This is a genomic window from Microbacterium kribbense (genome assembly GCF_039537285.1).
Classification (GTDB): domain Bacteria; phylum Actinomycetota; class Actinomycetes; order Actinomycetales; family Microbacteriaceae; genus Microbacterium; species Microbacterium kribbense.
In genome coordinates this window covers 122,936-149,359 of sequence record NZ_BAABAF010000007.1, presented here as the reverse complement: position 1 = coordinate 149,359, position 26,424 = coordinate 122,936, and the positions used below count along the sequence as shown (strand labels likewise).

Annotated in this window: 25 protein-coding genes and 1 tRNA gene; 13 read left to right on the top strand and 13 right to left on the bottom strand. The window is 70.8% G+C overall.

Annotated elements, in window-relative coordinates; genetic code table 11:
- Positions 1 to 404: 404 nt before the first annotated feature.
- The 8 genes from ABD705_RS10170 to ABD705_RS10135 all read right to left on the bottom strand — a co-directional run bounded on the left by ABD705_RS10170 (position 405) and on the right by ABD705_RS10135 (position 7,940).
- Entirely contained in the window at positions 405 to 734 is a 330-nt protein-coding gene (locus ABD705_RS10170; protein WP_344783166.1) for a protealysin inhibitor emfourin, read from the bottom strand.
- Complete coding sequence (locus ABD705_RS10165) at positions 712 to 1,779, bottom strand: M4 family metallopeptidase (protein WP_344783164.1); 1,068 nt, start codon at positions 1,777 to 1,779, stop codon at positions 712 to 714. The genes ABD705_RS10170 and ABD705_RS10165 overlap by 23 nt, the downstream gene beginning before the upstream one ends.
- A gap of 160 nt (positions 1,780 to 1,939) precedes the next feature.
- Positions 1,940 to 2,761, bottom strand: coding sequence for an ABC transporter ATP-binding protein (locus ABD705_RS10160; protein ID WP_344783162.1), 822 nt, complete (start codon positions 2,759 to 2,761; stop codon positions 1,940 to 1,942).
- Entirely contained in the window at positions 2,758 to 3,546 is a 789-nt protein-coding gene (locus ABD705_RS10155) for an ATP-binding cassette domain-containing protein (protein WP_344783160.1), read from the bottom strand. The genes ABD705_RS10160 and ABD705_RS10155 overlap by 4 nt, the downstream gene beginning before the upstream one ends.
- Positions 3,543 to 4,415: an ABC transporter permease gene (locus ABD705_RS10150; RefSeq protein WP_344783158.1), complete on the bottom strand. Its 873-nt coding sequence runs from the start codon at positions 4,413 to 4,415 to the stop codon at positions 3,543 to 3,545. The genes ABD705_RS10155 and ABD705_RS10150 overlap by 4 nt, the downstream gene beginning before the upstream one ends.
- Positions 4,412 to 5,362, bottom strand: a complete 951-nt coding sequence (locus ABD705_RS10145) for an ABC transporter permease (protein WP_344783156.1) — start codon at positions 5,360 to 5,362, stop codon at positions 4,412 to 4,414. The genes ABD705_RS10150 and ABD705_RS10145 overlap by 4 nt, the downstream gene beginning before the upstream one ends.
- Positions 5,359 to 6,867 (bottom strand): ABC transporter substrate-binding protein, encoded by a 1,509-nt coding sequence (locus ABD705_RS10140; RefSeq protein ID WP_344783154.1) that lies wholly within the window; start codon positions 6,865 to 6,867, stop codon positions 5,359 to 5,361. The genes ABD705_RS10145 and ABD705_RS10140 overlap by 4 nt, the downstream gene beginning before the upstream one ends.
- 104 nt (positions 6,868 to 6,971) lie before the next feature.
- Positions 6,972 to 7,940, bottom strand: a complete 969-nt coding sequence (locus tag ABD705_RS10135; RefSeq protein ID WP_344783152.1) for an alpha/beta fold hydrolase — start codon at positions 7,938 to 7,940, stop codon at positions 6,972 to 6,974.
- Positions 7,941 to 8,036: 96 nt separating this feature from the next.
- Between ABD705_RS10135 and ABD705_RS10130 the strand changes: the two genes are divergently transcribed.
- Together ABD705_RS10130 and ABD705_RS10125 are read left to right on the top strand one after the other, a co-directional pair.
- Entirely contained in the window at positions 8,037 to 8,540 is a 504-nt protein-coding gene (locus ABD705_RS10130; protein WP_344783150.1) for a carboxymuconolactone decarboxylase family protein, read from the top strand.
- Positions 8,541 to 8,588: 48 nt separating this feature from the next.
- Positions 8,589 to 9,056: an SIP domain-containing protein gene (locus ABD705_RS10125; RefSeq protein ID WP_344783148.1), complete on the top strand. Its 468-nt coding sequence runs from the start codon at positions 8,589 to 8,591 to the stop codon at positions 9,054 to 9,056.
- A gap of 13 nt (positions 9,057 to 9,069) precedes the next feature.
- On the opposite strand, the gene ABD705_RS10120 is transcribed toward ABD705_RS10125, so the two are convergent.
- The 4 genes from ABD705_RS10120 to ABD705_RS10105 all read right to left on the bottom strand — a co-directional run bounded on the left by ABD705_RS10120 (position 9,070) and on the right by ABD705_RS10105 (position 13,292).
- Positions 9,070 to 9,528 carry a Fe-S oxidoreductase gene (locus ABD705_RS10120; protein WP_344783146.1) on the bottom strand — a complete coding sequence of 153 codons (459 nt, stop codon included), beginning with the start codon at positions 9,526 to 9,528 and terminating at the stop codon, positions 9,070 to 9,072.
- Complete coding sequence (locus ABD705_RS10115) at positions 9,525 to 10,352, bottom strand: arginase family protein (protein ID WP_344783144.1); 828 nt, start codon at positions 10,350 to 10,352, stop codon at positions 9,525 to 9,527. The genes ABD705_RS10120 and ABD705_RS10115 overlap by 4 nt, the downstream gene beginning before the upstream one ends.
- 145 nt (positions 10,353 to 10,497) lie before the next feature.
- A complete protein-coding gene (locus ABD705_RS10110) occupies positions 10,498 to 11,271 on the bottom strand; it encodes a PspA/IM30 family protein (protein WP_344783142.1) in 774 nt (257 codons plus the stop codon).
- A gap of 62 nt (positions 11,272 to 11,333) precedes the next feature.
- Positions 11,334 to 13,292, bottom strand: coding sequence for a TPM domain-containing protein (locus ABD705_RS10105; protein WP_344783140.1), 1,959 nt, complete (start codon positions 13,290 to 13,292; stop codon positions 11,334 to 11,336).
- A gap of 134 nt (positions 13,293 to 13,426) precedes the next feature.
- Here ABD705_RS10105 and ABD705_RS10100 point away from each other — a divergent pair, with 134 nt between their 5' ends.
- From ABD705_RS10100 to ABD705_RS10085, 4 genes are all read left to right on the top strand, one after another.
- Entirely contained in the window at positions 13,427 to 14,263 is an 837-nt protein-coding gene (locus ABD705_RS10100; RefSeq protein ID WP_344783138.1) for a DUF3097 domain-containing protein, read from the top strand.
- An 86-nt stretch (positions 14,264 to 14,349) separates the two neighbouring features.
- On the top strand, positions 14,350 to 15,006 hold the full coding sequence (gene trmB, locus ABD705_RS10095) for a tRNA (guanosine(46)-N7)-methyltransferase TrmB (RefSeq protein WP_344783136.1): 657 nt from the start codon (positions 14,350 to 14,352) through the stop codon (positions 15,004 to 15,006).
- A 30-nt stretch (positions 15,007 to 15,036) separates the two neighbouring features.
- Positions 15,037 to 15,112: transfer RNA gene (locus ABD705_RS10090), tRNA-Arg, on the top strand.
- Between the two features lie 67 nt (positions 15,113 to 15,179).
- Positions 15,180 to 16,436 (top strand): MFS transporter, encoded by a 1,257-nt coding sequence (locus tag ABD705_RS10085; protein ID WP_344783134.1) that lies wholly within the window; start codon positions 15,180 to 15,182, stop codon positions 16,434 to 16,436.
- Here the strand turns inward: ABD705_RS10085 and ABD705_RS10080 are convergent.
- Positions 16,433 to 16,996, bottom strand: a complete 564-nt coding sequence (locus ABD705_RS10080; protein ID WP_344783132.1) for an NADPH-dependent FMN reductase — start codon at positions 16,994 to 16,996, stop codon at positions 16,433 to 16,435. The two genes, ABD705_RS10085 and ABD705_RS10080, sit on opposite strands and share 4 nt — an antisense overlap.
- 248 nt (positions 16,997 to 17,244) lie before the next feature.
- Between ABD705_RS10080 and ABD705_RS10075 the strand changes: the two genes are divergently transcribed.
- The 7 genes from ABD705_RS10075 to thrB all read left to right on the top strand — a co-directional run bounded on the left by ABD705_RS10075 (position 17,245) and on the right by thrB (position 26,282).
- Complete coding sequence (locus ABD705_RS10075; protein ID WP_344783130.1) at positions 17,245 to 18,669, top strand: HNH endonuclease signature motif containing protein; 1,425 nt, start codon at positions 17,245 to 17,247, stop codon at positions 18,667 to 18,669.
- A gap of 66 nt (positions 18,670 to 18,735) precedes the next feature.
- Positions 18,736 to 20,400: an arginine--tRNA ligase gene (gene argS, locus ABD705_RS10070; RefSeq protein WP_344783128.1), complete on the top strand. Its 1,665-nt coding sequence runs from the start codon at positions 18,736 to 18,738 to the stop codon at positions 20,398 to 20,400.
- Between the two features lie 25 nt (positions 20,401 to 20,425).
- A complete protein-coding gene (locus tag ABD705_RS10065; protein ID WP_344783126.1) occupies positions 20,426 to 21,406 on the top strand; it encodes an LmeA family phospholipid-binding protein in 981 nt (326 codons plus the stop codon).
- An 83-nt stretch (positions 21,407 to 21,489) separates the two neighbouring features.
- Entirely contained in the window at positions 21,490 to 22,896 is a 1,407-nt protein-coding gene (lysA, locus tag ABD705_RS10060; protein WP_344783124.1) for a diaminopimelate decarboxylase, read from the top strand.
- A complete protein-coding gene (locus ABD705_RS10055) occupies positions 22,893 to 24,221 on the top strand; it encodes a homoserine dehydrogenase (protein ID WP_344783122.1) in 1,329 nt (442 codons plus the stop codon). The genes lysA and ABD705_RS10055 overlap by 4 nt, the downstream gene beginning before the upstream one ends.
- Before the next feature lies 1 nt (position 24,222).
- On the top strand, positions 24,223 to 25,311 hold the full coding sequence (gene thrC / locus ABD705_RS10050; RefSeq protein ID WP_344783120.1) for a threonine synthase: 1,089 nt from the start codon (positions 24,223 to 24,225) through the stop codon (positions 25,309 to 25,311).
- Positions 25,308 to 26,282, top strand: coding sequence for a homoserine kinase (thrB, locus tag ABD705_RS10045; protein WP_344783118.1), 975 nt, complete (start codon positions 25,308 to 25,310; stop codon positions 26,280 to 26,282). The genes thrC and thrB overlap by 4 nt, the downstream gene beginning before the upstream one ends.
- The last annotated feature ends 142 nt before the right edge of the window (positions 26,283 to 26,424 follow it).

Below are 26,424 nucleotides of genomic sequence, written 5' to 3'. Positions count from 1 at the left end.
CGGGCTCGCTGGATCGTGCTCGACGGGCTTGGTCGCGCCCCCACTTCGCTGAGAATCAGCATCCGGTCGAGAGCCCGGGCGTCGCCGCGATTGTCGGCCGGGATGCCGATGCCCACGCGGGAATGGCGGCGCGGCCGGGCATGCCGACGGGCGCGTCGCTCGATGCGCGACGGACTGCACCGCGCGCGGCGCATTTCCCCGGCGACCGCGCCGCGTGGTCGGCCCCGACGTCGAGAATACTCATCGAGAATGCGCAAACTGCGCGATGCGTGACCGTTGCGCGCGGTTTGCGCGTTCTCGACGGGGTCTCGGCTCTCGCTCGGCCTGCGCCGGCCCACACGGTGCCGCATCGCGCACGGCGTCGGCACCCCCGCACTCCACGCCGCGGCCGCGCTTGGCTGAGTTCAGGCGTCGCCGGTGCGCTCGCGCTCGAAGGCCTGCACCTGGTCGACCAGATCGCGCCACGGGCCCTGCAGGTGCGACTCGGGCAGCGCGACGGCGCGGGCGGAATCGTCCAGGCGCGCCTCGATGTGCCAGACGAATCGATCCGGCTCGGCGGGGCGGCACGTGTCCGCATCCTGCCACGGGCAGTCGTGGATCAGTGCCACCCACCGCGGCGCGTCCACCGGCTCAGGCCGCGCGGTCCACTCGCGGCGCAGACCGGCGAAGCCGCCGCTGCGCACCACCGTGACCCGCACGGCGGTCGGCGGGTCAGTGGGCGGGCGATTCTGCATGGGCGAGCACGCCGACGCTCGTCCATGCGGCGCGAACGGCGGCGACCTCCTTCGCATCCACACCGTACTCCGCCTGCGCGGCCGCGAGGGTCGCGTGTGCGAACGTCGCGAAATCGGCATCCTTCGGCAGCGTCCCGGCGGTCACGGCCCGGTACCAGATGCGGCCGGCGCGCTCCCAGGCACGCCCGCCGATCGCGACCGCCGCGAGATAGAACGCGTGATTGGGGATGCCGGAGTTGATGTGCACTCCGCCGCTGTCCTCGCTCGTGTGCACGAAGCCGGCCATCGTCGCCGGCTGCGGATCCTTGCCCAGCACGCGGTCGTCATACGCCGTCCCGGGCGCCTTCAGCGAGCGCAGCGCCACCCCGTCGATGCCGGGGGCCAGGATCCCCGCGCCGATCAGCCACGACGCCTCGTCGACGCTCTGGTTGTGCGCGGACTGCTCGGCCAGCACCCCGAACACGTCCGAGATCGACTCGTTCAGCGCGCCGGACTGGCCCTGGTAGTCCAGGCCCCCGGATGCCTCGGTCACGCCGTGCGTGAGCTCGTGGGCGATCACGGTCAGCGAGCCGGTGAACCCGACGAACACGTCGCCGTCGCCATCGCCGAACACCATCCGCTCGCCGTTCCAGAACGCGTTGTCGTAGTCGTGGCCGTAGTGCACGGTGGCATCCAACGGCAGACCGCACCCGTCGATCGAGTCGCGCCGATACGCCTCCCAGAAGAAGTCGAACGTCGCTCCGAGCCCGTCGAAGGCCTGGTTCACGGTGGAGTCGGCCACCGGCGGCCGGTCTTCGGTGCGCACCGTCACCCCCGGCAGCGTCTCGGTGCCCGCGGCGTCGGCGATCGTGCGATCCGGTGACGGTTCGGTGCGGGCGACCAGCGTGCCGCCCTCTACACTCAGCTCGAGCTGCGTGCGACGCGGCCGGTACTCGCGCGGCGCGATCAGCGTGTGCCGTGCTGCCCGCGCGGCCCGGGCCAGGTGCGGCTGGTCGGCGGCCGCGACCCGGTCCAGCAGGAACGGGGGAACGATGCCGTAGTGCATGCCCCGAGACTAGCCCGGCCCGCCGACACCGGCCCGCAGACACGGGCCCGCAGACACGGGCCCGCAGACACGGGCCCGCAGACACGGGCCCGCAGACACGGGCCCGCAGACACGGGCCCGCCGACACCGGGCCTTCCCACGCAGGGCGAGCGCCTGCGCCTCAGCGGCCGGGGCCGATCACCGGGATGGAGGCCAGCAGGTGCCGCGTGTAGGCGACCTGGGGCTCGAGCAGCACCTTCTCGGTCGGCCCTTCCTCGACGATGCGGCCGTCCTTCATGACGACGACCTCGTCGCACAGGTTCTGCACGACGCCGATGTCGTGCGAGACCATGACCACGGTCAGGTTGTCGCGCTGGCGCAGCCGGGTGAACACCTCGAGGATCTGCGCGCGCACCGTCACGTCCAGCGCCGACAGCGGCTCATCGCCGACGAGCAGCCGCGGCCGGTGCACGATCGCGCGCGCCAGCGCGATGCGCTGCCGCTGCCCGCCCGAGAACTCGTGCGGGAAGCGCGTGGTCATCTCCGGCTCCAGGCCGACGTCGGCCAGCACCTCGCGCACGCGCTCGCGGCGCCCGGTGTTGCCGGGCTCGCCGTCGCCGCCGAGGTTCAGCGCCCACAGCGGCTCGCCGACGATGCGCCCCACGTTCATCCGCGGGTCCAGCGACGCGTACGGGTCCTGGAAGACGATGCCGCTCTGCCGGCGCAGCCAGTGCAGCGCCCGGGCACCGGCCTTCGCCTGCACCGGCTTGCCGTCGAAGGTGACGGTTCCCGCGGTGGGTATGTCCAGCGCCAGCAGCAGTCGCACCAGGGTCGACTTGCCCGACCCGGACTCGCCGATGATGCCGACCGCCGACCCCTCGCGCACGTCGATGTCGGCATCGGTCAGCGCGGTCTCGGAGGTGCGGCGGCCGAATGTCGACGTGCGCGGCCCCGGGTAGCGCCGGGTCAGGCCCCGTGCGCTGAGCAGGAAGGATGCCGTCATGCCCGCCCCTCCGGCTTCCACAGCGTCGCGGTCGCATCGCGCAGCAGCCCTTGTGTGATCGGCGAGGCCGGCGCGGTCAGCAGCGTGGGCACCGGCGCCTGTTCGACCACGCGGCCATGCTCGAGCACGACGCCGTGCGTGGCGATCTGGGAGAGCACCGCGAGGTCGTGCGTGATGAACACCAGTGACATCCCGTCGTCGTCGACGAGCGAGTGCAGCAGTTCGAGGATCTCGGCCTGGATCGTGACATCCAGCGCCGTCGTCGGCTCGTCGGCGATCAGCAGCCGCGGCCGGCACGCCAGCGCCATCGCGATCGCGACGCGCTGCCGCTGGCCGCCGGAGAGCTGGTGCGGATAGCGGTCGACGATGTGCTCGGGATCGGGCAGGTGCACGCGGGCGGCTTCGACGATCGCGCGCTGCCGCGCGGCGCGGGCGCCGATGTGCTCATGGATGCGGATCGCCTCGGCGATCTGGCGCCCCACCGTGCGGATCGGGTTCAGCGCCGTGCGCGGCTCCTGGAACACGATCCCGATCTCGTCGCCGCGGATGCCGGCCAGCTCCCGGTCCGGCATGCCGATCAGCTCGCGGTCGTTCCAGCGGATGCTGCCGCCGGCCGTCGCCGTCTCGGGCAGCAGTCCCAGCACGGCCAGTGCCGTCAGCGACTTGCCCGACCCGGACTCGCCGATCAGCCCCAGGCGCTGCCCGTCGGCCACCTCGAACGAGACGCCGTCCACGACCCGGCGGCCAGCGATGTCGATGGTCAGATCCTGCACGCACAGCGTCACGCGACCACCCCCGGCTGCCGCATCCGGTCGTCCGATTCGTGCGAGAGCGTCGGGTCGGTGGCCTCGCGCAGCGCATCGCCGAGCAGGTTCAGGCCCAGCACCGTGAACGTGATCGCCAGCCCCGGCCACAGCACTGCAAGCGGGTGCACGGTGAGGAACTGCTGCAGCTCGGCCAGCAGCAGGCCCCAGCTGGGCTCGGTGACCGGTGCGCCCACCCCGAGGTACGACAGCCCGGCCTCGGCGAGCACCGCCACGGCCATGCCCCAGGACAGCTGCACGATGAACACCGGTGCGACGTTGGGCAGCAGGTGCCGGATCAGGTTCTGTGCCGGCGTGAGGCCGTAGGCCTGGCCGGCCAGCACGAAGTCGCTGTGCAGCACCCGGCGCAGCTCGGGCCGGGTCACGCGCGCGATGCTGACGCCGAAGCCGACACCGACCGCCCAGATCACGACCCACAGCGACCGGCCGAAGATCGCCGAGATCATCAGCGCGATCAGCAGCACCGGGAATGCGATCAGGATGTCGACGAACACCGCCACCGACTCGCGCACCCAGCGGGCCGTCAGCGCACCGAGGGCGGCCAGCGCGATGCCCACGATCGTGGCGATCACCGCCGACCCGACCGCGACGAACACCGTCGTGCGGGCTCCGCCCATGACCAGGCTCAGGATGTCCCGGCCCGACCCGTCGGTGCCCAGCAGGTGCGGCCAGCTGGGGTTGAGCCAGCGGTTTGCGATGTCCACGTGCTGCGGGTCGAACGGCGTCCACAGCAGCGAGACGGCGGCCGTCAGCACGATGATCGCCGCCACGATCAGGCCGAAGCGGCCGGTGGACCCGCGCCAGAGCCGGCGCAGCCAGGACCAGCTCATGCCGCCTCCCGCTGCCGGGGATCGATCACGCGGTGCAGCAGGTCCACGCCGAAGCCGACGATCAGCACGAAGCCGGTCAGCACCAGCAGCTCGCCCTGCACCTTGATCAGGTCGCGGTTGCCGACGTCGGTCACCAGCATCCGCCCGATTCCGGGCAGCGAGAACAGCTGCTCGATGACGACGGTGCCGACGATGATGCCGGCCACCTGCAGGCCGAGCACCGTGATCACCGACAGCGCCATGTTGGGCAGTCCGTGCCGGATCAGCGCCTGCGTGCGGGTCAGTCCCTTGGCGGCGGCCGTGCGTACGTAGTCCTGACCGACCGCCTGCAGCGTCGCACTGCGCACGAACCGCAGCAGCATGGCGCCTTCGACGACGCCGATGGTCAGCGCCGGCAGCAGCAGCGACCGCAGTGCGCGGCCGGGCTGCTCCCATCCGGTGCGCGGGAAGCCCTGGGCCGGCAGCCAGCCCAGCCAGACCGCGAAGACGACGACCAGCATCATGCCCGCCCACACCACCGGGACGGCGGCCAGGGCCTGCGAGGCCACGTTCAGCGCGGTGCCGCCGGTGCGGCCGCGGCCGATCGCCGACAGCACGCCCAGCGGCACCGCCAGCACGAGCGCGATGCTCATCGCCAGCAGGCCCAGCGGCACCGTGACCTGCGCCTTCTGCAGCAGCTGGCCCAGCACCGGGCTGCCGGTGATCAGTGAGGTGCCGAAGTCGCCGTGGAGCACGCCGGTGATCCACGCGCCGTACTGCGCGGGCAAGGGGTCGCCGAGGTGGAGCTGGTCGCGGATGGCCGCGATCTGCTCGGGCGTGCTGTTCGTTCCGGCGATCAGCTGGGCGACGTCTCCGGGCAGCACCCGGAGCGTGAGGAAGATCAGCACGCTGGCGACGAACAGCCCCACCACCAGGAGGGCAAGTCGCGTCAGCGCGTAGCGGATCACCCCTTGCTCTTGCTGATTTCGGCGAGGTTCATGCGCTCATTGACGTTGGCTGACGGCATACCGGTGATGTTAGTGCCGACGGCCACCACCGACGCGCCGTTGTACACCCAGTCGGCGGCCATGTCCTCCGACACGATCTTCGCCGCCTGCTTCAGGAAGTCCGCGGCCCGCTCGTCGGTGGTCGCCGACAGCGACTTCTGGTAGAGGTCCTGGACGGTCTTGTTGTCGTAGGTGAAGTAGTAGTCCGGGTTGGCCCAGTTGCCGAAATCGCGTGCCTCGGTGTGCAGCACGAAGCTGAGCTGGTAGTCCTTGTTGATGTAGACGTCGTTGAGCCAGGTGGGGAACTCGACCGCGTTGACCTTCAGCGTGATGCCGACCGCGTTCAGGTCCGAGACCAGGATCTGCGGGATCGTGGTGCCGTAGCCGTTGTAGATCGTCAGGGTCAGCGTGATGTCGGAGGCGCCGGCCTCTTTCAGCAGCTGCTTGGACTTCTCCGGGTCATACGGGGCGACGCTGGAGAGGTCCTCGTAGCCCGGGTCCAGCTCGGGGATCGGGCCGTACAGGGTCTGGCCCGAGCCGAGCGCCTTGATGACGGCGTCGTGGTCGATCGCCTGGCGGATGGCCTGGCGCACGCGCTTGTCCTGCAGCCACCGGTCGTGGCTGTTCATGGCCAGCGTGCCCTTGTCGGTGGACTTGCCGAGCACGACCTTGTAGTCGCCGTTCGCCTCGATCTGATCCGTCAGGTTCGCGTCGAAGCCGGTCACGACATCCACCTCACCGGATTGGGCGGCGTTCAGGGCCGCCTGGGTGTCGGGGATGTAGTCGAAGACGACCTCTTTGACCTTGGCTTTGGTGCCCCAGTAGGCGTCGTTGCGCTCGAAGGTGATCGAGTCGCCCTGCTTCCAGCTGGTCAGCAGGAACGGGCCGGTGCCGTTGGCCTTGGTCTTGTAGTCGACCTTGTCGTCCTTCTTCAAGATCACGCCGGCGCGGCCGGACAGGTCCCACAGCAGCATCGAGTCGGGCTCGTTCATCGTGATCGTGATGGTCTGGCCCTCGGCGGTGATCGCCTTGACCCGGCTCAGGTCGCTGGCGTTGGTCCAGCCGGACTGAGTCTTGTGCTGGGTCAGCGACCAGACGACGTCTTCGGGGGTGAGCTTCTGGCCGTCGTCGAAGGTGACGCCCTCGCGCAGCGTGAACGTGTAGGTCAGGCCGTCCGGCGACTTGGTGAAGGCGCTGGCCAGCGCCGGCACGATCTTCTGCTCGGGGGTGCGCGAGACCAGCCCCTGGTACACGTTGTCCATCAGGATCTGATCCAGCGCGGCGCCGGCGGTCTGCCGGATGTCGAGGTTGCTCGGCTCGAGCACCAGGCGGATCGCCACCGATGCGTTCGGATCGGGGGTGCCCGAGGCGGCGGGGGTCGGGGCGCCGCCACCGGTGCAGCCGGTGAGGGCGAGGGCTGTTGCGGCGGCGAGCGCGGCGGCTGCCAGGACGGTGCGGCGGAGCATGGGGATCCTTTCGCGGGCTGCGCACCAGCCTAGAGGCCCCGTGCGGGCGGCTCGGACGGTGTGACAGGTCGGCTTCGGGTGTGCAGGGTGCGGTGTGCGGAGTGTCAGGCGCGCGGGTAGGGTGTGTGCTCGCGCAGCAGGGTGCCCAGGGCTGCGGGCAGTTCCTCCTGCACATTATGCCCGGAAGCGACCGTGACCACCTGCGCGCCCGGCAGCCGTCGGCGGTAGTCGGCGACGTCGGCGTCGGTCAGATACCCGCGCTGCCCGCGGATCAGGGTCAGCGGCGCGCGCACGGCGGCAAGGTCTGCCCAGCCGCCCTCGCGCAGCACGCGGGCCACGACATCCGGTGCCTGGCCGTGAGCGGACTGGGCGGTGGATGCCGCCGGCGAGGCCATCGCGGCAGCCAGGTGAGCGAAGTGGTGCTTCCATTCCACGCGCCCGTCCGATCGCATGCGCGAGTTCAGGTAGACGCCGCGGGTTGCGGCCACGCGAGTGCCGCCCAGGCCGAACGCCAGTGCACGATCGACGAGTTCGTCGCGGCTGGCCCAATCGGTGGGGCCGGCGAAGAATTGCGCGATCTGCTGCGCCCCGCCGTTCGGGTCGATGCCCGGCGAGATGTCGATCACGACGAGGTCGCGCACCAGGTCGGGGTGGGATGCCGCCACCGCCGCCGCGGTCAGCCCGCCGAGGGACTGGCCGACCAGCAGCTGAGGTGCATCCGTCCACTCCCGCATGCCGAGCGTGACATCGGGCGCCAGCACCGATCCCACATATGCCGCGTCATCACGCCACGACGAGTCGCCGTGCCCGGGCAGGTCGATCGCCAGCGCCGGCAGGCCGAGCGCGAGGATCGTGGTGTCCCAGGTGTGCGCGTTCAGCCCGGCACCGTGCAGCAGCGTCACGACCGGTGCGGCATCCGGTGTCGCCGCCGGCGCATAGCGCAGCGCGCTGAGGGTGCGCCCGTCCGGCAGGGTCAGCGCCAGGCGCTCGCCGTGCGGCACCGGAGTGCCCGCGCCCAGTTCGGCGGCCTGGTCGGGCAGAAACGAGAACTCGTCGAAAGCGTCGTCGGTCACCCCATCATTCTCGCGCAGCCGCGGGAAGGCGACGAACCCGGCGTACCGGCGGGCACAGCTGGCTCCGGCGGCGCACGGCTGGGTAGGCTGGCCAGCATGAGCGACCAGCCCCACGTGCCCTCTTCCGGCCAGCCGCGTGTGCACCTGTCTCGCGCAGCCAAGCCCGCCTATCTCGCGCTGGATGCGCTCTCGCGCACCATCGGCGAGGTCGCTGCGGCGGCCGGCGTCGACGATCGCCTCAGCGAGATCGTGCAGATCCACACGTCGCAGCTCAACGGCTGCGCCTACTGCGTGCGCGTGCACGTGGACCGCGCGCTGGCGGCGGGCCTGGATGCCGACCTCATCGCGCAGATCGCCAGCTGGCGCGAGTCCGGTGTGTTCACCGAGCGCGAGCGGGCCGGGCTCGAGCTGGCCGAGGAACATGTCTACATCCATGACGGTGGGGTCTCCGACGAGGTCTACGACAGGGTCGGCGGCATCCTGTCCGAGGCGGAGTACGTGGCGCTGAGCTGGATTCTGGTGTCGATAGGTTCGTTCAACCGCATCGCGATCGCGGGGCGCTACCCCGTGCCGCCGCGCCAGGCGCGCTCCGAGGCGTGACCCAGGTGAGGTTAGGCATGCCTAATCCTGCGCTAGACTGACTCGGTCATGACAGCCACGACCTCCGCCTCTGCCCCGCCCATGAGTGCCGTCGCACGCCGCCTGGCCCGTCGCGGGCTCGTGCAGCACCTGATCACCGCCGACGAGACCTCGCTGGTCGAACTGCAGGCGCTCGTGGCGACGCTGCCGATGTGTGCGACCGGGCGCGTATTCGTCGAGGTGCCGGATGCCTCGTGGACCGGCCCGCTCGAAGTGCCGGCGCGGATGACGGTGACCTGGCTGGATCGCTCAGTGCGCTCCGGTGCTCCCGGCACGGCCGCCGAATGCGGCCGCGGCGTCACCCTCGCACGTGCGGCGACGGCGTGGGCCGGCGAGATGATGTGCGCCGACGGCGACGACACCCGGGTCTTCCTGCTGGGCGGCTACCTCGGCACCGCCGAGATCGTGGACTGCCTGGTCGACCGGCTCGGCCGCGCACCGGCATCCCTGCACACCCCGCCGCAGTACCGCCTCTGACGGCGCCGGCACCTCAGGCGGCGTCGCGCGGGATGTAGTTGCCGTCGGCGAGGCCCGCTTCGATCTCGAAGCGGTTGCGCAGCGGGTTCTGACCGGCCAGTGCATACAGCAGCGGCATCAGCAGCCCATAGCGCTGCCACTGCCGCGCATGCACGGCCTCGTGGCGCAGCACCCGCTCGGAGGGCGCGTCATCGCCGGTGAGGAAGCAGCTGCCCACGCACACGCCGCCGCGGCGGAAGGTGCGCGGCGGCATGCCGCGGAACACCCACAGACCATTCGCCCGCTCGACCCGCCCCGTGCTCCACACCCCGCCCCAGAGCCACCCGACGGCGGTGCCGTACCAGGCGCCCGCCCGGCTGACGCGCGAATCCAGCAGCACGCTCGGGATGAGGCGGTCCCATCGCCGGCCACGCGCCACGGCGCGGTCGGCGCGCTCGCGCCATCCCGCCGGGGGAGCGGCCGGCCAGCTCACGCCAGAGCTCCCACCAGGCGCAGGATCGCGCCCAGGTCGTTGACGGCGTCGGCAGGCGATGTCGGCGCGAATCCGGTGATGGCTGCCGCGTGCAGGGGCGTGTGTGCACGGACGGCGCCGATGCATGCGACCAGCTGTGCGACATCCGGCCCGAACGGCTCGGGGTCGCTGACGCCGGTGACCGCCGCCGGATCCAGCACGTCCAGGTCGACGTGGATGAACACGTGGGATGCCCCCAGCCCGGCCACCGCCGCAGCCAGCGCGTCAGGGGTCAGCTCGTCGGCCGAGAGCACGCTGACACCCAGGCGCTCGATCACGTCGGCTTCGGCGGCGTCGACGGCGCGCACACCGGCCAGGATCAGCCGATCGGCGGCCAGCGAGAACTCTGCCGGCCGCGGTGCCGCGTCTTCCAGCAGTGCGCGCGCCGACATGCTGTCGAAGGCGCCGGTGGGGGACGAACCAGGGTCGTGCAGCCCGGCGTGCGAGCTGAACCACACGACGACGGCTTTCGGATCGATCGTCCCTCCGGTCGCGCCCACGGCGGCCAGCGCCGCCGTGGTGGCCACTCCCGAGTCGCCGCCGATCGTGAGCACCGGGTCGTCCAGCTCGGCGAGGGCCTCCAGGTGCGCGCGCGCGATCCGGTGCAGCGCACTGAGCCGGTGCACGCCCGAGTCGAGCGATTCGCCCGCCTCCATCGGCACGTCCAGAACCACGCACGAGGATCGCGGCAGGTCGCCGGCGATCGCGAGTGCACCGTCGATGAGCTGCATCGCCCGTGAGGACGACGATCCCTGCCATTGCGGGACGACGAGGAAGTGGGTCACCGCGGCCTCCTCAGGTCTTCACTGTGGACTTTACGCCACCGCTGCGACGCCGTCGCGGACGGGTGTGACACCGCAGCCGGCGCACGACGCGCTGTGCAATGAGTGCGGCGCCGGGCACGGATGCCCGGCGCCGCACCTGTCGCGCTCAGGCTCCGGGCGTGTACGGAGCCGACGGGGCGTCGATGGCCGCTGCCGCCGCAGCAGCGCTGCCGCCGGCCTTCAGCGCCGCCAGCCGGGCCTCGACCTCGGTGAGCTCGCCCATGTCGTCGAGCTGGTTGAACTGCGCGTCCAGGCTCGACGCCGCGAGCTCCTGCTTGCCCTGGGCCAGGGCCTCCTCGCGCCGGATCTTGTCTTCGAACCTGCTCAGATCGCTGGTCGGGTCCATGACATCGATCGACTTGACGGCGTCGGCGACCTTGTTCTGCGCCTCGGCGGTCTTCTGTCGTGCGACCAGCTCGGCGGCCTTCGCCTTCAGCTCCTGAAGCTTCTGCTTCATGCCGTTCAGGCCGTCCTTGAGCTGGTCGACCGTCTTGGTCTGCGAGGCCAGCTGCGGTTCGGCCGCCTTGGCCGAGTTCTCGGCCTCGATCTGGCGCTGCAGGGCGACCTTGGCGAGGTTGTCGAACTTGTCGGCGTCGGTCGCGTTGCCGCCCGAGCGCAGCTGATCGGCCTTCTTGCTGGCGGCCAGCGCCTTGCTGCCCCAGTCGGTGGCGGCCTGCACGTCCTCCTGGTGGTCGCGCTCGAGCAGACGCAGATTGCCGATCGTCTCGGCGATCGCCGACTCGGCGTCGGCGATGTTGTTGGTGTAGTCGCGCACGAGCTGGTCGAGCATCTTCTGCGGGTCCTCGGCCGAGTCGAGCATTGCGTTGATGTTCGCGCGCACCAGGGTGGATATGCGGCCGAAGATGGATTGCTTAGCCATCTGGGTTCCTTCCTATCGAGGGATCGGGGTGTTCAGGTCAGAGATCTGGTGTTCGCGCCGGGTCAGAAACGACCACCCCCTCGGCGGCCGCGGGTGCCGCCGCCGCCGAAGCTGCCGGCACTGCCACCGCCGAACATGCCGCTGCCGCCGCCACCGCCGAACATGCCACTGCCGCCGCCGAGCAGCGAGTTGATGACGATGCCGCCGATCATGGCGCCGAGCATCCCGCCGCCCCCGCCGCCCCCGGCCGGTGCGCCGAAGCCGCCGACATCGTTCTGGGCGTACTGCATGGCCTGGCCGGCGAGCTGGTCGGCGCGTTGGGCGCGCGCGAGGGCCTGGTCGGGGTCGGATGTCTGCAGCTGCTGGGCGCTCACCAGCTCGGCGCCCGCCTGCGCGAGCCGGGTGCGGGCATCCGCGCCGATCGCGCCGCGGCGCGACGTGACATAGTCCTCGGCAGCCGAGACCTGCGCCTGCGCCTGCATCATCACCTGACCGAGCATCTGCCGGGCGCGCTGGGCGCGGGTCGCGGCATCCCGTGCGCCGGCGAGGGTCTGGTCGATCTGGGTGTTGACCGCCTCGAGGGCCTTCATCGTGGCGAGCGGATGCTTCTTGCCGGCGGCCGCGTCGGCCTTGGCGGCGTCGACCTGCGTGCGGGTGGCGGTGACGACCGCGGCCACGCGGCCGTCCGGGTCGGGCACCGTCGAGGCAGTGGCCAGGTCGGATTCCAGATCGATGATCATCGGCCCGATCTGCTCCTGCGCGGCGGCCAGGTCGGTGCCCAGCTTGCCGATCGCCCGCTGCAGCAGCAGCGCCTGGTCTACGGCCTGCTCGCCGGCGCGGATCGCGACCGCGGCCTGACCGCCGTTGCCGGCCGCCATCGCGGTCTGTGCGGCGTTCAGCTGCTCGTCCGCGAAGGCGAGCCGCTGCGTGGCCTGGTCGATGTTGTCGGTCACGGTGCTCAGCGACTCGGGTGCGTAGTCGATGCCGAGCTTCTGCAGCGCGGTGGCGGCGGGCGCCATCCCGTCGCCGGCCTTGGCGCGCTCCTGCTGGATGCGCGCGAGCGCCTCGGGGGCGTTCTGCTCGAGCTTGCGCAGCTCGTCGAACGCGGCGGCCTTCTCGTCCAGTCCCTTGTTGGCGTCGGCGCACAGCTGGATGATCTGGGTGTTCCAGGCGCGGGTCTGCTCTTCGGTGTCGGCGACCGAGTCGTTCAGCTTCTGCTGCAGCGCGAACGCGGCGTCGAGGTTCTCCTTGGCCTGGGCCAGTGCGGCCGTGAACTCCGTGGTGGCGTCGTCGCCGAACTGGGCGCGGGCAAAGCCCAGCTCTTCACCGCTGGTGCGCAGCGCGTCGTCGGTCTGCACAAGGGCCGAGCCGGCGCGCCGGGCCAGCTCCTTCGTGTCCAGCCGCTCGATCGCGGGGCCGGAGGTCGCACCGGCGTTCTTCTTCTTGCGCGAGCGGACGATCAGCACGATCACCAGCACGATGACCACGATGATGACGACGACGATCAGGATGGCGGTCAGCGGCCCTCCGCCGGAGCCGCCCGCCCCGCCGCCGAGTGCGCTCTGGATCTGGTCGGCGGCGACCGAGATCGCACCCGACCAGTCCCCGTCGCTCAGGTGCGGTTTGACGGCGGCCTCGATTGCGTCCAGCTGATCGTTGCTGAGCGGGCCGGCGCTGTCGGCCGAGGTCGTGAACTGGCGGGCGTCGGTCGCGATCGCCATCAGGTACTGCGAGCTGCCCAGGCCGTTGTCGACTGCGACGCGGTCGGCCCACTCCTGCCGGTCGCCGGGATCGGTGAACGTGGGCACGAACACGACGTACAGGTCGACACCGGTCTGGGTGTACAGGCTCTTCAATCGTGCGTCGGCGGCGTCGAGCTGGCCCTGGCTGAGCGCGCTGGACTGGTCCAGCACGTGACCCGCGCCGAGGGTCACGGGATCGGTCGCCGATGCGGCCGCGGAGGCCCCCAGGATCAGCGCGGCACTCACTGCCACGAGTGCCGCCAGTTTCCGAAGGCGCATCCGTACCTCTTTCCCCCGAGGGGCGCGGCCCCATTCCGCGAGTCTATTCAGAGTTGCCCACTGTGTGCCACCGGGGGCGTGGCGACCGGGTTCGGGCCCTGGGTGCGGATAGGCTTCCCGATTCGGGAGGCACGATGGACGATCGATACGGGGCCGATGTGCTCAGCGCGGGCTGGCGAGGGCAGTTCCAGCGCGAGCTGCCGAGGATCGAGGCAGCGCGCGAGCAGGTCGTCGAGGTCGCCGAGGACGGCTACTGCGGCGCCGTCGTGTCGCTCACGCACGGACTGGTCGAGCTCGAAGACCGGTACGGCCGCCGGCGGGTGTTCCCACTCGGGCCGGGCTTCCTCGTCGACGGCGAGCCGGTGATCCTGGTCGCGCCGACCGCGCAGGCACCGGCCGGTGCCGCCCGCACGGCATCCGGCTCGTTCGCCGCCGCACACTCGCGGGCACGCGTCGCGCGGGCCAGTCGCATCTTCGTCGAGGGTCGGCACGACGCCGAGCTCGTCGAGAAGGTGTGGGGTGCCGACCTGCGCGCCGAGGGCGTTGTGGTGGAGTACCTGCAGGGGGTGGACCTGCTCGATGCCGCGCTGGCCGCGGACCCGCCGTCGGCCGAGCGTCGCTACGGCGTGCTGGTGGACCACCTGGTGCCCGGCTCGAAGGAGTCGCGCATCGCGGAGGCCGTGGCGCGCGGACGGCACGGCGCGCATGTGCGCATCGTGGGGCATCCGTTCGTGGATGTCTGGCAGTGTGTGACGCCGGCGGCGATGGGCATCAGGGCGTGGCCGCAGATCCCGCGCAGCGTGGAGTTCAAGGTCGGGATCTGTGCGGCATTCGGCTGGCCGGCGGGTGACCAGGCCGACATCGCGCGGGCGTGGCAGCGCATCCTCGCGCGGGTGCGCACCTATCGCGACCTCGAGCCGGCGCTGCTGGGCCGGGTCGAAGAGCTCATCGACTTCGTCACGGTCGACTGACTCTCGCCTACCCTTGTGGGGTGTCCACCGAGCCGCCCCGACCGTATCGTGATCATCCTGTCTCGTTCGTGCGGCGCGGCGGCCGGATGACGGAGGGCCAGGAGCACGCGTGGGCTCGGCTCGGTCCGCGCTACCTGCTGCCCGTGCCGCGCGATGCCGCCTTCACGAGCGTCGCCCCCGGCTCCCAGATCGACCCGGCGCAGGTCTTCGGGCGCGTCGCGCCGCTGGTCGTCGAGATCGGCTCGGGTCAGGGGCACGCGATCGTGCACGCGGCAGCGGCCCGGCCCGAGGTCGACTTCCTCGCCGTGGAGGTGTTCCAGGCGGGGCTGGCGCGCACGATGCGCGATGCGGATGCCGCCGGGGCGACGAATCTGCGCCTGGTCGAGGCGAATGCGCCCGAAGTGCTGCAGCACCTGCTGCCGCCGGCGTCCGTCGACGAGCTGTGGGTGTTCTTCCCCGATCCCTGGCACAAGAAGCGGCACACCAAGCGGCGCCTGGTCACCGCCGAGTTCGCCGGCCTCGCGGCGGGCTCGCTGCGTGTCGGCGGGATGCTGCGACTGGCCACCGACTGGGAGGACTACGCGCGGCAGATGGTGGACGTGATGGATGCCGCCCCCGGCTTCGCGCGCGGCTTCGAGGGGGAGTGGGCCCCGCGCTTCGACGGCCGCGTGCTCACCGCGTTCGAGCGCAAGGGCGCGCGCGTCGGCCGCGACATCCGCGATCTCGCCTACCGTCGGGTGTGAGCTCCGTACGCTGATACGCTTTATCGGTACGCCTCCGTAGCTCAGGGGATAGAGCGCTGGTTTCCGGTACCAAAGGTCGCAGGTTCGATTCCTGTCGGGGGCACCAATGAGGGTGTGGGCGCGGATCGGCGCCCGCATCGGCCGGTGCCGTCTGGAACTGGAAAGATGAAGCAGTGAGCACGAGCGCGCCGGTTCCCAAGTTCCAGGTGCTGCGCAGCTGGAAGACCGCGCCGTATCTGGTCGGCGCCGGCATGGCGATGATGGGCGACAACATCGAGCATGTCATCACCTACCTCGTGCTGTGGAACACGTTCCACTCGCCGGTGCTGGTCGGCTTCCAGCTGATCAGCCACTGGCTGCCGTTCCTGCTGCTGTCGGTGTATGCCGGCGGACTGGCCGAACGGTTCGACTGCCGCCGCATCATCCAGGCCGCGCAGGTGCTGTTCATGTTCGTGTCGCTGTGCTGGGGCATCCTGTTTCTGACCGGCACGCTGCAGCTGTGGCAGGCGTGCGTGCTGCTGGTGCTGCATGGCATCGCCGGATGCCTGTGGGGACCGGCCGAGCAGATGATGCTATACGACTTCGCCGGGCGCGATCAGCTGCCTTCGGCGGTGCGCATCAACGCGACTTTCCGCAGCCTCGGGATCCTGTTCGGCCCGGTGGTCGGTTCGGCGCTGCTGCTGCTGCTCGGTCCCACTGCCGGCATCTTCTTCAACATCGTGTTCTATCTGCCGTTGACGATCTTCCTGATGCGCACACCGTTCACCGGGCACAGCCGCGAGGGCGCCTTCTCCACCGGTCGGGTGTCGCTGATCGACTCGTTCCGCGTGCTCGGCACGGTGCGACGCAACACCGTGATCCTCGGGATGCTGATCCTCTCGGCGCTGGCGTCGGTGACTATCGGCGCCGTCCTGCAGACCGCGATGCCGGTGTTCAGCGCGATCCTGACCCCGACCGGTGCCGACGGTGAACTGATCTACGGCATCCTGCTGTTCGCCCTCGGCATCGGCGGCGTGCTCGGCGGGTTCTTCCTCGAGGCCAGCGGCCGCATCAAGCCGACCGTGACCACCGCCGTGGTCGCCGCGGTCGGGTTCGGCGCGTTCGCGATGGTGTTCGCGTTCACCGGCTCCGTCGCGATCGCCGTGATCGCGCTGGTGCTCACCGGTGCGTCGCAGATCACGGCGACGGCGACCGCGCAGGCGATCGTGCAGCTGGAGGCCCCGCCGGCCGAGCGGGGTCGTGTGCTGGGCGCCTACAGCATGTTCGGACCGGGCATGCAGACCTTCAGCGGCGTCACCATCGGCGTGCTCGGCACGCTGCTGGGCATTCCGCTGACGGTCGTGCTGGGCGGTGCCGTGCTGGTGGGCGGTGCGGCGCTGACCGCGGGCTATATGGCACGCGGCCGGCGTCGCGCCGGGTTGGTCGGCTAGCCGCGCAGCGGTGCAAGCGCGCCGTCCAGCTGTGCGATCTCGTCCAGCATGGCGTGCAGCGTGCGGCCGTTGCTCTCGGTCGCCTCGAACTCACCATCGTCGTTCAGATGCTGGGCGGCCCAGGCCAGTTCGAGGTTGGCCTGAGTGGGCGAGAGTCCGAGCGCGAGCTCGACGGGGCGGATCGCCGTCGTGCCACGGGTACCGCCCGAGATCCCGCCATAGCTGACCGTGCCCACGGGCTTGCGCCGCCATTCGGCGTGCAGGTAGTCCAGCGCGTTCTTCAGCGCGGGCGCGAAGCTGTAGTTGTACTCCGGCTGCACGAAGATGAACGCGTCAGCGGCATCCACCCGCGCACTCCACGCCTTGGTGTGGTCGTGCGTGTACTGGCGCAGCCTCGGGTGGTTCGGCTCGTCCATCAGCGGCAGCGCGATCTCTTTCAGGTCCGCCCAGTCGATGTCGAACCGCGGGTCGGCCTCGGCCACGCCGCGCACCCACTGCGCGATCGGCAGGCCGATGCGGCCCTCTCGCACGCTGGCGACGATGATCATGAGTCTGGTCATAGGTGATTTTCCTCCGGCGTCCATTCAACATCAGCCCGCGCGGGGCCGGCGTCACGGGGCAGGTCGGACCCTTGATGCTATCGTTCGCATATACGACAGTACGCGCTGATCGAAGCGAGAGACGCCTCCACGTGACTGGACAGAAAACGGCCAAAACTAAGAGAGAGAATCTTACGAGTAGACTTGTAATCCGTACATAAATACGATAGTCTGGTCATATCGATCAACGGAGACGGGAGGAGTCTCAGATGGCACAGGCGACGCACGTGGGACTGTCCCCGGCGATCTCAGAGCTGGATGAGCTGGTCGATCATCTCACTCGGTCGCGGGCCCGGGCGGGGTCGGCGTTTGCGGCGGAGATGTTCTTCTTCGAACGCGTCCCCGCCCTCGTGGCGCGGCGGGAGCAGGAGCGCGCCGCGCGGGACGGGTCCGGGGCGCTCACGCATTCCTCCCAGCTGGGGATGCGGGAGGTGTTCGCCGAGATCGGTGCCGGGCTGCGGTTGAGCGAATGGCAGGTCGCCCGGAAGGCGTCCCTGGCGTGGTCGTTGACCCACCAGTTCTACGAGACCCTCTGCCAGGCCAGTTGCGGTGAGATCTCTCCCGAGCAGGCGACCTTGATCGCCGATACCGGGGCGGTGATCGGCGACGACGCGGTGCGCCGCCAGTACGAGGCGGTCGGGTTGGACATGGCCGCGGAGATGACCCCCGGCCGGCTCGGGCCCGCCCTGGCCGGCCTGGTCACCCGGCTGGACCCGGACGGCACCGCACAGCGGGTGCGGGCGGCCGTGGCCCGCCGGAAAGTCACCGTGCGGGAGCTGGAGCCCGGGCTTGCCCGGGTGATCGCGGACGTGCCTACCGCCCAGGGCGTCGGGATCGTGAACCGGCTCCGCGACATGGCCACCGAACTGCACGGCCAGAACACCGCCGAACAAGCCGAAGCCGAAGCCGCCGCGGAGGGCACCGCCGGTGCTGGTGCCGTGTCGGATGCCGGTGCCAATGGCGCCGCGGATCCCGATGCGACGGCCGACACGGGCCAGGAAGCCGCGGATCCCGATGGCGCGGCTGCGGCCGGCAACACCGATACCGATTCTGATTCGGGTGCGGGTGGTCCGGTGTGTGATGAGCGTACCCACACGCAGATCATGGCCGATATCTTCTGCGACCTGCTGCTGACCAGCGTCCCGGACGGGCACGGCGCCACCGGACAAGCCCGAGACGCACTGGGCGCGATCAGAGCGACCGTGCAGGTCACCCTCCGCGCCAGCACCCTGGCCGGCCAGACCAGCGGTGGCAGTGCGGTGCTCGGGTTCGGGCCGGTCGGTGACGACACCGCGAGCGGGGTCCCGATCAGCGTGGACCGATACCGGCCCAGCAAACGACAGCGCCTGTTCCTGCAGGTGCGGGATGTGCAGTGCCGGTTCCCCGGCTGCCGCCGGCCCGCCCAGAAATGCGACATCGACCACACCCGCGGCCACGCCGACGGGGGACCGACCGGCCTGTGCAACCTGGCACACCTGTGCACCCGACACCACACCCTCAAACACGACACCGACTGGACCGTGCAGCAACTGCCCGGCGGCATCCTGATCTGGACCGCACCCACCGGACGCACCCACACCACCAGACCACCCGGCACCGTCCGATTCGGACCCCCCGAACCGATCCCCTTCTGAACCACGACGGGTGCGGCACATACGCTCATCGGGCCCGCAGGTGGGGGACCGTAGAATCGATGGCCTATGGATCCCGCAGCCCTCTCCACCGTTCTGCTCGACGTCATCCGTCCGCTCGCACAGGCCCGGCGACCGGGTTCGGTCGACGGCGTGACCGTCGCAGACCTGCCACTTGATCGGCCGAAGAGCCGCGACCACGGCGACTGGGCTTCGAACGCGGCGCTCAAGCTCGCCGGGAGGGTCGGGGCCAACCCCCGCGAGCTGGCGGCCGAGATCGCCGCGGCGCTGGCAGACATCGCCGGCATCGCCTCCGTCGAGGTCGCGGGCCCCGGCTTCATCAACATCCGACTCGATGCCGCCGCCGCCGGCATGCTCGCGAAGACGATCGTCGACGCCGGCGACCGCTACGGCACCGCCGACACGCGCACCGACGAAGTGGTCAACCTCGAGTTCGTCAGCGCCAATCCGACCGGGCCGATCCACATCGGCGGCACGCGCTGGGCCGCCGTCGGCGACGCGCTCGCGCGCATCCTCCAGTCGCAGGGCGCGCAGGTCACCCGGGAGTACTACTTCAACGACCACGGCGCCCAGATCGACCGGTTCGCGCGTAGCCTGGTCGCCGCCCACGACGGCCTGCCGGCGCCCGAGGACGGCTACGGCGGCGCCTATATCGCCGACATCGCGCGGCGTGTGGAGCTGGCCTACCCCGGCGACCTCGACGCGCTCGAGCCGGCCGCCAAGCAAGAGGTCTTCCGCGAGGTCGGGGTCGGGCTGATGTTCGGCGAGATCAAGCAAAGCCTGCGCGAGTTCGGCGTCGAGTTCGACGTGTACTTCCACGAGAACAACCTGCACGCCTCCGGTGCCGTCGACCGCGCCATCGCGCGGCTGCGCGAACTCGGCCACATCTTCGAGGCCGACGGTGCGACCTGGCTGCGCTCGACCGAGTTCGGCGACGACAAGGACCGGGTCCTGATCAAGTCCGACGGCGACGCCGCCTACTTCTCCGGCGACCTCGCCTACTACCTCGACAAGCGCGAGCGCGGATTCAACCGCTGCATCATCATGCTCGGCGCCGACCACCACGGCTACGTCCGCCGCATGATGGCGATGTGCGCGGCCTTCGGCGACGAGCCGGGCCTGAACCTGCAGATCCTGATCGGCCAGCTGGTGAACCTGGTCAAGGACGGGCAGCCGGTTCGCATGTCCAAGCGCGCCGGCACGGTCGTCACGCTCGAAGACCTCGTCGAGGTCGTCGGCAAGGATGCCGCACGCTATGCGCTCACCCGCAGTTCCGCCGATTCGAACCTCGACATCGACATCGACCTGCTGCAGCGGCGCACCAACGACAACCCCGTCTTCTACGTGCAGTACGCACACGCCCGCACGCACAACGTCGCCCGGCACGCCGCCGACACGGGCGTCGACCGCAGCGTCTTCGACCCGGCCACCCTCACGCACGACACCGAGGCGCTGCTGCTGGGCGCACTGCAGGAGTTCCCGCGCGTCGTCGCGTTCGCCGCCGAAGTGCGCGAACCGCACCGCATCGCCCGCTACCTCGAAGAGCTGGCCGGGCTCTATCACCGCTGGTACGACAACTGCCGGGTCATCCCGCTCGGCGACGACGCGATCGAGCCGGTGCACCACACCCGGCTGTGGCTGAACGACGCCACCGGCCAGGTGCTGCGCAACGGCCTTGCACTGCTGGGTGTGAGTGCGCCCGAGCGCATGTAGCACGCCGAACGGAGGCACACCCGGAATGGACCAGAGCACACCACACTCGTCGGATGACAGCACCGATCCGATCCGGATCCCGCCGCGCCCGCCCCTTCCGCCTGCAATCACCGAACCCATCTCGGCTGCCGACGTCAGCGAACCCGAAGCCACCACGCTTCCCCTGCCGGTGATCCCGACCGCCGCCGCGCCCGCCGTGATGGCCCCGGCGGCCCAGGCTGCCCCGGCCGCCCCGCCCCGACGCCGCCACCGGGGCCGGACCGCGGTGATCTCCATCGGCATCGTGCTCGTGGTGCTGGCCGGCCTCGGCATCGCCGGCTGGTTCGGCGGCAATGCCTGGGCACGCACGCAGGTGATCGACACCGTCATGCAGCAGACGCGTCAGGCGCTCGGGCTGCCGGCCGGCCACAAGGTGCAGGTGGCGGTCGACGATCCGGTGCTGCCGCAGCTGATCGGCGGCACCCTGACCGAGCTAAACATCACGGTGCCCGACGCCCCGATCGGCGGCGCGACCGGCACGGTGACGGTGCACGCCACCGGGGTTCCGATCCGCGGCGACGCGGCCGTCTCCGCCGCGACGGCGACCGTGCGGCTGAGCCCCGACGCGATCACCACACTCGTCGGCGACATCGGGCGCACCGTGCCCGGTTCGCTGCACATCGCCGGCGGCGACATCGCGGTCAGCCTGGACCCGTCACAATTCCTCAGCGGCGTCTCGTTCACGCTGACGCTGCATCCGAGCGTGCACTCCGGCGCACTCGTGCTCACGCCGACCGGCTTCGAGGTCGGGGGAGCGCAGATGTCCGCCGACATCATCCGCGCGCGGTTCGGCTCGCTGGCCGCCGGCATCCTCGCGCCCCGCACGGTGTGCGTGGCCGACCGATTCCCGAAGGGGATGACGCTGACCGCGATCACCCTCGACAAGGATGCCGTCACCGCGACGTTCGCCGTGGACCCGCACCTGCTCACCGAGCCGGCGCTGCAGCGGCCGGGCACCTGTTCCTGATCGTCGGGGCCGCACGGCCCGGTGCCATAGACTGGCAGGCACTACCCGGTGCGCGTCGACGCATTCACTGATTGGTCCGATCCTTGTCCGCCTCGTCCTCCCATCCGGTCGCACCGGCCTGGTTGACAGTGCCCGATGACGCCAACGCGCTCGCCGCGGCCGTCTGGCCTGCTTCGGCCCACCGCGACGACGACGGCCAGCTGATCGTGGGCGGCGTGGCCGCGGGCCGGCTGCGCGAGCGCTTCGGCACCCCGCTGTACGTCCTGGACGAAGACGAAGTGCGCACCCGCGCCCGCCGCACCGTCACCGCCTTCGCCGCGGCGACGTCGGCCCACGGCATCCGCTCCCGCATCTATTACGCCGGCAAGGCGTTCCTGTCCGCCGAAGTGGTCCGCTGGGTCACCGAAGAAGGTCTGGCCGTCGACGTGTGCAGCCAGGGAGAGCTCGAGCTCGCCCTGGCCGCCGGTGCGGACCCCGCCCGGATCGGCTTCCACGGCAACAACAAGAGCGTCGCCGAGCTCGAGCGCGCCGTCGATGTCGGTGTCGGCACGATCATCGTCGACAGCCTGATCGAGTTGGAGCGGCTGGCCGCCGTCGCCGCCCGTCGCGGCGCTGTGCAGCCCGTGCTGCTGCGTGTGAACAGCGGTGTGCACGCCGAGACCCACGACTTCCTGGCGACCGCGCATGAAGACCAGAAGTTCGGCTTCGCCCTCGACGACGCACCCGCCGCGGTCGCCCGCATCCGCGGACTCGACACGCTGGGGTTCGTGGGCCTGCACTGCCACATCGGCTCGCAGATCTTCGGCGTCGCCGGCTTCGCCGAATCGGCTGCGCGGCTGGTCGACCTGCACGCGCGGTTGCTCGAGGGCGGCCCGATCCCGCTGCTGAACCTCGGCGGCGGCTTCGGCATCGCCTACACCAGCGTCGACGACCCCACCCCGATCGAGCAGCTCGCCGCCGGCATCGTCGACGCCGTCGCGCAGGAGTGCGCGGTGCGCGGCATCCCCGTCCCCGACCTCGCGTTCGAACCGGGCCGTGCGATCGTGGGCACGGCCGGCATCACGCTGTACGAGGTGGGCACCACCAAGCCGGTACGGCTCCCCGGCGCGCAGCGGCTGTATGTCAGCGTCGACGGCGGCATGAGCGACAACGCGCGGCCCGCGCTCTACGGCGCCGAGTTCTCCGCCCGGATCGCCTCGCGCACCTCCACCGCCGAGCCTGCGCTGGTGCGGGTGGTCGGCAAGCACTGCGAGTCCGGCGACATCGTCGTCGACCACGAATACCTGCCCGGCGACGTCGCCCCCGGCGACTTGCTGGCGGTGCCGGCCACCGGCGCATACTGCTTCTCGCTGGCCAGCAACTACAACTACCTGCCGCGCCCGGCCGTCGTGGCCGTGCGAGACGGATCCGCCCGCGTCATCGTGCGCGGAGAGACGATCGCCGATCTGCTGCATCGAGATGCCGGGATCGCTGCCGAAGGGAACGCATGATCGATTACCGCCGCCTGCGCGTCGCACTTCTGGGGGCCGGCGCCGTCGGGTCCCAGGTCGCCGACCTGCTCCTGACCCACTCCGCCGAGCTCGCCGACCGGGCCGGGGCCGAGCTGGAACTGGCCGGCATCGCCGTGCGCGATGTGCACGCGCCGCGCGACGTGGAGCTGCCCGCCGAGCTGCTGACCACCGACGCCGAGACGCTGATCGTGGGCAGCGACATCGTCATCGAGCTGATGGGCGGCATCGAGCCGGCGCGGGGATACATCCTGCAGGCGATCAACTCGGGCGCCGACGTCGTCACGGCGAACAAGGCGCTGCTGGCCACGCATGGCGTCGAGATCTTCGACGCCGCCGATCAGGTCGGCGCATCGGTCTATTACGAGGCGGCCGCGGCCGGCGCGATCCCGATCATCCGCCCGCTGCGCGACTCGCTGGCCGGCGACCGGGTGCAGCGGATCATGGGCATCGTCAACGGGACGACCAACTACATCCTCGACCGGATGGACACCGAGGGCGCCGAGATGGCCGACGTGCTGGCCGACGCGCAGCGGCTGGGCTACGCCGAGGCCGACCCGACCGCCGACATCGAGGGCTACGACGCGGCGCAGAAGGCCGCGATCCTGGCGAGTCTGGCGTTCCACACCACCGTCCCGCTCCAGGCCGTGCACCGTGAGGGCATCACGTCCGTCACGAAGTCGATGATGGATGCCGCTCGTCATGCCGGCTACGTCATCAAGCTGCTCGCGGTGTGCGAACGACTCACCGGCCGCGGCGACGACCCGGCGGCCGAGGCCATCTCGGTGCGTGTCTACCCGGCCCTGGTCGCCCGCTCGCATCCGCTGGCCAGCGTGCACGGGGTGAACAACGCCGTGTTCGTGCAGGCCGAGGCGGCCGGCGATCTGATGTTCTACGGCGCCGGCGCCGGCGGCGTGCAGACCGCGTCCGCCGTGCTCGGCGACGTCGTCTCGGCCGCCCGCCGCCATATCGCCGGGGGAGTCGGCGTGGGCGAGTCGACCCGGGCCGGCCTGCCCACGGTCGACATCGGCCAGGTGGTCACCCGCTATCAGATCACCCTCGAGGTGCGCGACCGTCCGGGCGTGCTGGCGCGGGTGGCAGGCATCCTCAGCGAAGGACACGTCTCGATCGCCACCGTCGAGCAGTCGCAGCAACCAGCCGCGGGCGAGGCGGGCACGGGCTTCGCCCGCCTGGTCATCGGCACACACAAGGCTTTGGAGCAGGACCTCAGCGAGACCGTGACCCGGCTCGCCGCGGACGACGTCGTCGAGCGCGTCGTCTCGGTGCTGCGCGTGGAAGGAGATTGAGATGGCACATCTTTGGCGCGGAGTACTCCGCGAATACGCCGACCGACTGGGCGTGACCGACGCCTCCACCGTCGTTACCCTGGGCGAGGGCGGCACCCCGCTGCTGCCGGCCCCCGCGCTCTCGCGCCGGACCGGCGCCGACGTGTGGGTGAAGTACGAGGGGATGAACCCCACCGGCTCGTTCAAGGACCGCGGCATGACCGTGGCCCTGTCGCGGGCCGTCGAGCAGGGCGCGAAGGCGGTGATCTGCGCATCCACCGGCAACACTTCGGCCTCCGCCGCCGCCTATGCCGCGCATGCCGGCATCACCGCCGCCGTGCTGGTGCCCGAGGGCAAGATCGCGATGGGCAAGCTGAGCCAGGCGGTCGCGCACGACGGGCGGCTCATCCAGGTGCGCGGCAATTTCGACGACTGCCTCGAGATCGCCCGCGAGCTGGCGGCGAACTACCCGGTGCATCTGGTCAACTCGGTCAACCCCGACCGCATCGAGGGGCAGAAGACCGCCGCCTACGAGATCGTCGAGGTCCTCGGCGACGCGCCGGACTTCCACTTCATCCCGGTCGGCAACGCCGGCAACTACACGGCCTACACCCGCGGCTACCGGGAAGAGGCCGAGCGCGGCGCATCCACCCGCCTCCCGCGCATGTTCGGGTTCCAGGCCGAGGGGTCCGCCCCGATCGTGCGCGGCGAGGTCGTCACCAGCCCCGAGACGGTCGCCAGTGCCATCCGGATCGGCAACCCGGCCTCGTGGCACCTGGCACTTCAGGCGCGCGACGCCACGAACGGCTGGTTCGGCGCGATCGACGACACCCGCATCCTCGCGGCGCAGAAGCTGCTGGCCGCCGAGGTCGGCATCTTCGTCGAGCCGGCGTCGGCGATCAGCGTCGCCGGCCTCCTGGACCGCGCCGAAGCCGGCATCATCCCGGCCGGGGCGCGTATCGTGCTCACCGTCACCGGGCACGGACTGAAGGACCCGCAGTGGGCGCTGCGCAACGCCGACGGCAGCGAGGTGCACCCGATGGTCGTCGACGCCGACACGCACGAGGTCGCCGAAGTGCTCGCCCTGTCCCGTACCGAGGCGCCGGAGTGAGCCCAGCACCGCCGAGCCCGGTGGTGGGCGGCCGTGCCGTCGTGGTGCGGGTGCCCGCCACCAGCGCGAACCTCGGCCCGGGGTTCGACACTCTGGGCCTGGCCCTGAGCCTGTACGACGAGCTGATCGTGCAGGCGCTGCCCGAAGGGCAGCTGCGCATCGAGGTGGACGGTCCCGGTGCCGAGAATGTGCCGCGCGACGCGAGCAACCTCGTGGTGCGCTCGATGGCCTACGCCTTCGAGGCGGTCGGTCGGCGGATGCCCGGGATCGCGCTGTCGACCCGCATCGTCATCCCGCACGGCCGCGGGCTCGGCTCCTCCGGCGCCGCCGTCGTGGCGGGGCTGCTGGCCGCGCAGGGACTGCTGGCGGGGGATGTCGAGTTCGGCCCCTCGCTGCTGCTGCGGCTGGCCACCGAGCTGGAAGGGCATCCCGACAACGTCGCACCCGCACTGTTCGGCGGGCTGACGATCGCCTGGCTGGACGAGCACGGCCCGCAGTACAAGAAGCTGCTCGTGCACCGCGGCGTCTCGCCGGTCGTGTTCGTGCCCGAGACCACGATGCCCACCCGCATCTCGCGCGCGCTGGCGCCACTGCAGGTGCCGCGCGAGGACGCCGTGTTCAACGTGTCCCGCTCGGCGCTGCTGATCGCCGCGCTCACGCAGAGCCCCGAACTGCTGCTGGCCGCCACCGACGACAAGCTGCACCAGAACTACCGTGCCCAGGCGATGCCCGCCACCGACCAGCTTGTGCACCGGCTGCGCGAGGCCGGGTATGCGGCGGTGCTGTCCGGCGCCGGGCCGAGCGTGCTCGTGCTGGCCGACGGACCGGGCCGGCGGCTGGAAGCGGTGCGGCTGGCGGCCGCCGTCACGGACACGCCCTGGGAGCCACTGTTGCTCGCCGTCGACTTCAAGGGTGGTACAGTGAAGGAGCATTCGGAGGATGCACAGCAGCCTGCTTCGCACGCGTCGTAAGGCCGCAAAAATCTCACCCTCCATCGCATTTCTGCGAACCCCCGCACTGCCCCCGACAGCCGGCGTCATCGTACCGGCCAGGTCCTGAGGGCCTGTCCCCGGTATCTGATCCGGCTCAGGGGCATACCGGCGCGTCACCGAC

Coding starts and splice junctions, on each gene's coding strand:
- ABD705_RS10170 (WP_344783166.1), bottom strand. CDS start 734: ATGCAGAATCGCCCGCCCACTGACCCGCCGACCGCCGTGCGGGTCACG.
- ABD705_RS10165 (WP_344783164.1), bottom strand. CDS start 1,779: ATGCACTACGGCATCGTTCCCCCGTTCCTGCTGGACCGGGTCGCGGCC.
- ABD705_RS10160 (WP_344783162.1), bottom strand. CDS start 2,761: ATGACGGCATCCTTCCTGCTCAGCGCACGGGGCCTGACCCGGCGCTAC.
- ABD705_RS10150 (WP_344783158.1), bottom strand. CDS start 4,415: ATGAGCTGGTCCTGGCTGCGCCGGCTCTGGCGCGGGTCCACCGGCCGC.
- ABD705_RS10140 (WP_344783154.1), bottom strand. CDS start 6,867: ATGCTCCGCCGCACCGTCCTGGCAGCCGCCGCGCTCGCCGCCGCAACA.
- ABD705_RS10130 (WP_344783150.1), top strand. CDS start 8,037: ATGAGCGACCAGCCCCACGTGCCCTCTTCCGGCCAGCCGCGTGTGCAC.
- ABD705_RS10125 (WP_344783148.1), top strand. CDS start 8,589: ATGACAGCCACGACCTCCGCCTCTGCCCCGCCCATGAGTGCCGTCGCA.
- ABD705_RS10110 (WP_344783142.1), bottom strand. CDS start 11,271: ATGGCTAAGCAATCCATCTTCGGCCGCATATCCACCCTGGTGCGCGCG.
- ABD705_RS10105 (WP_344783140.1), bottom strand. CDS start 13,292: ATGCGCCTTCGGAAACTGGCGGCACTCGTGGCAGTGAGTGCCGCGCTG.
- ABD705_RS10100 (WP_344783138.1), top strand. CDS start 13,427: ATGGACGATCGATACGGGGCCGATGTGCTCAGCGCGGGCTGGCGAGGG.
- trmB (WP_344783136.1), top strand. CDS start 14,350: ATGACGGAGGGCCAGGAGCACGCGTGGGCTCGGCTCGGTCCGCGCTAC.
- ABD705_RS10080 (WP_344783132.1), bottom strand. CDS start 16,996: ATGACCAGACTCATGATCATCGTCGCCAGCGTGCGAGAGGGCCGCATC.
- ABD705_RS10075 (WP_344783130.1), top strand. CDS start 17,245: ATGGCACAGGCGACGCACGTGGGACTGTCCCCGGCGATCTCAGAGCTG.
- argS (WP_344783128.1), top strand. CDS start 18,736: ATGGATCCCGCAGCCCTCTCCACCGTTCTGCTCGACGTCATCCGTCCG.
- ABD705_RS10065 (WP_344783126.1), top strand. CDS start 20,426: ATGGACCAGAGCACACCACACTCGTCGGATGACAGCACCGATCCGATC.
- ABD705_RS10055 (WP_344783122.1), top strand. CDS start 22,893: ATGATCGATTACCGCCGCCTGCGCGTCGCACTTCTGGGGGCCGGCGCC.
- thrC (WP_344783120.1), top strand. CDS start 24,223: ATGGCACATCTTTGGCGCGGAGTACTCCGCGAATACGCCGACCGACTG.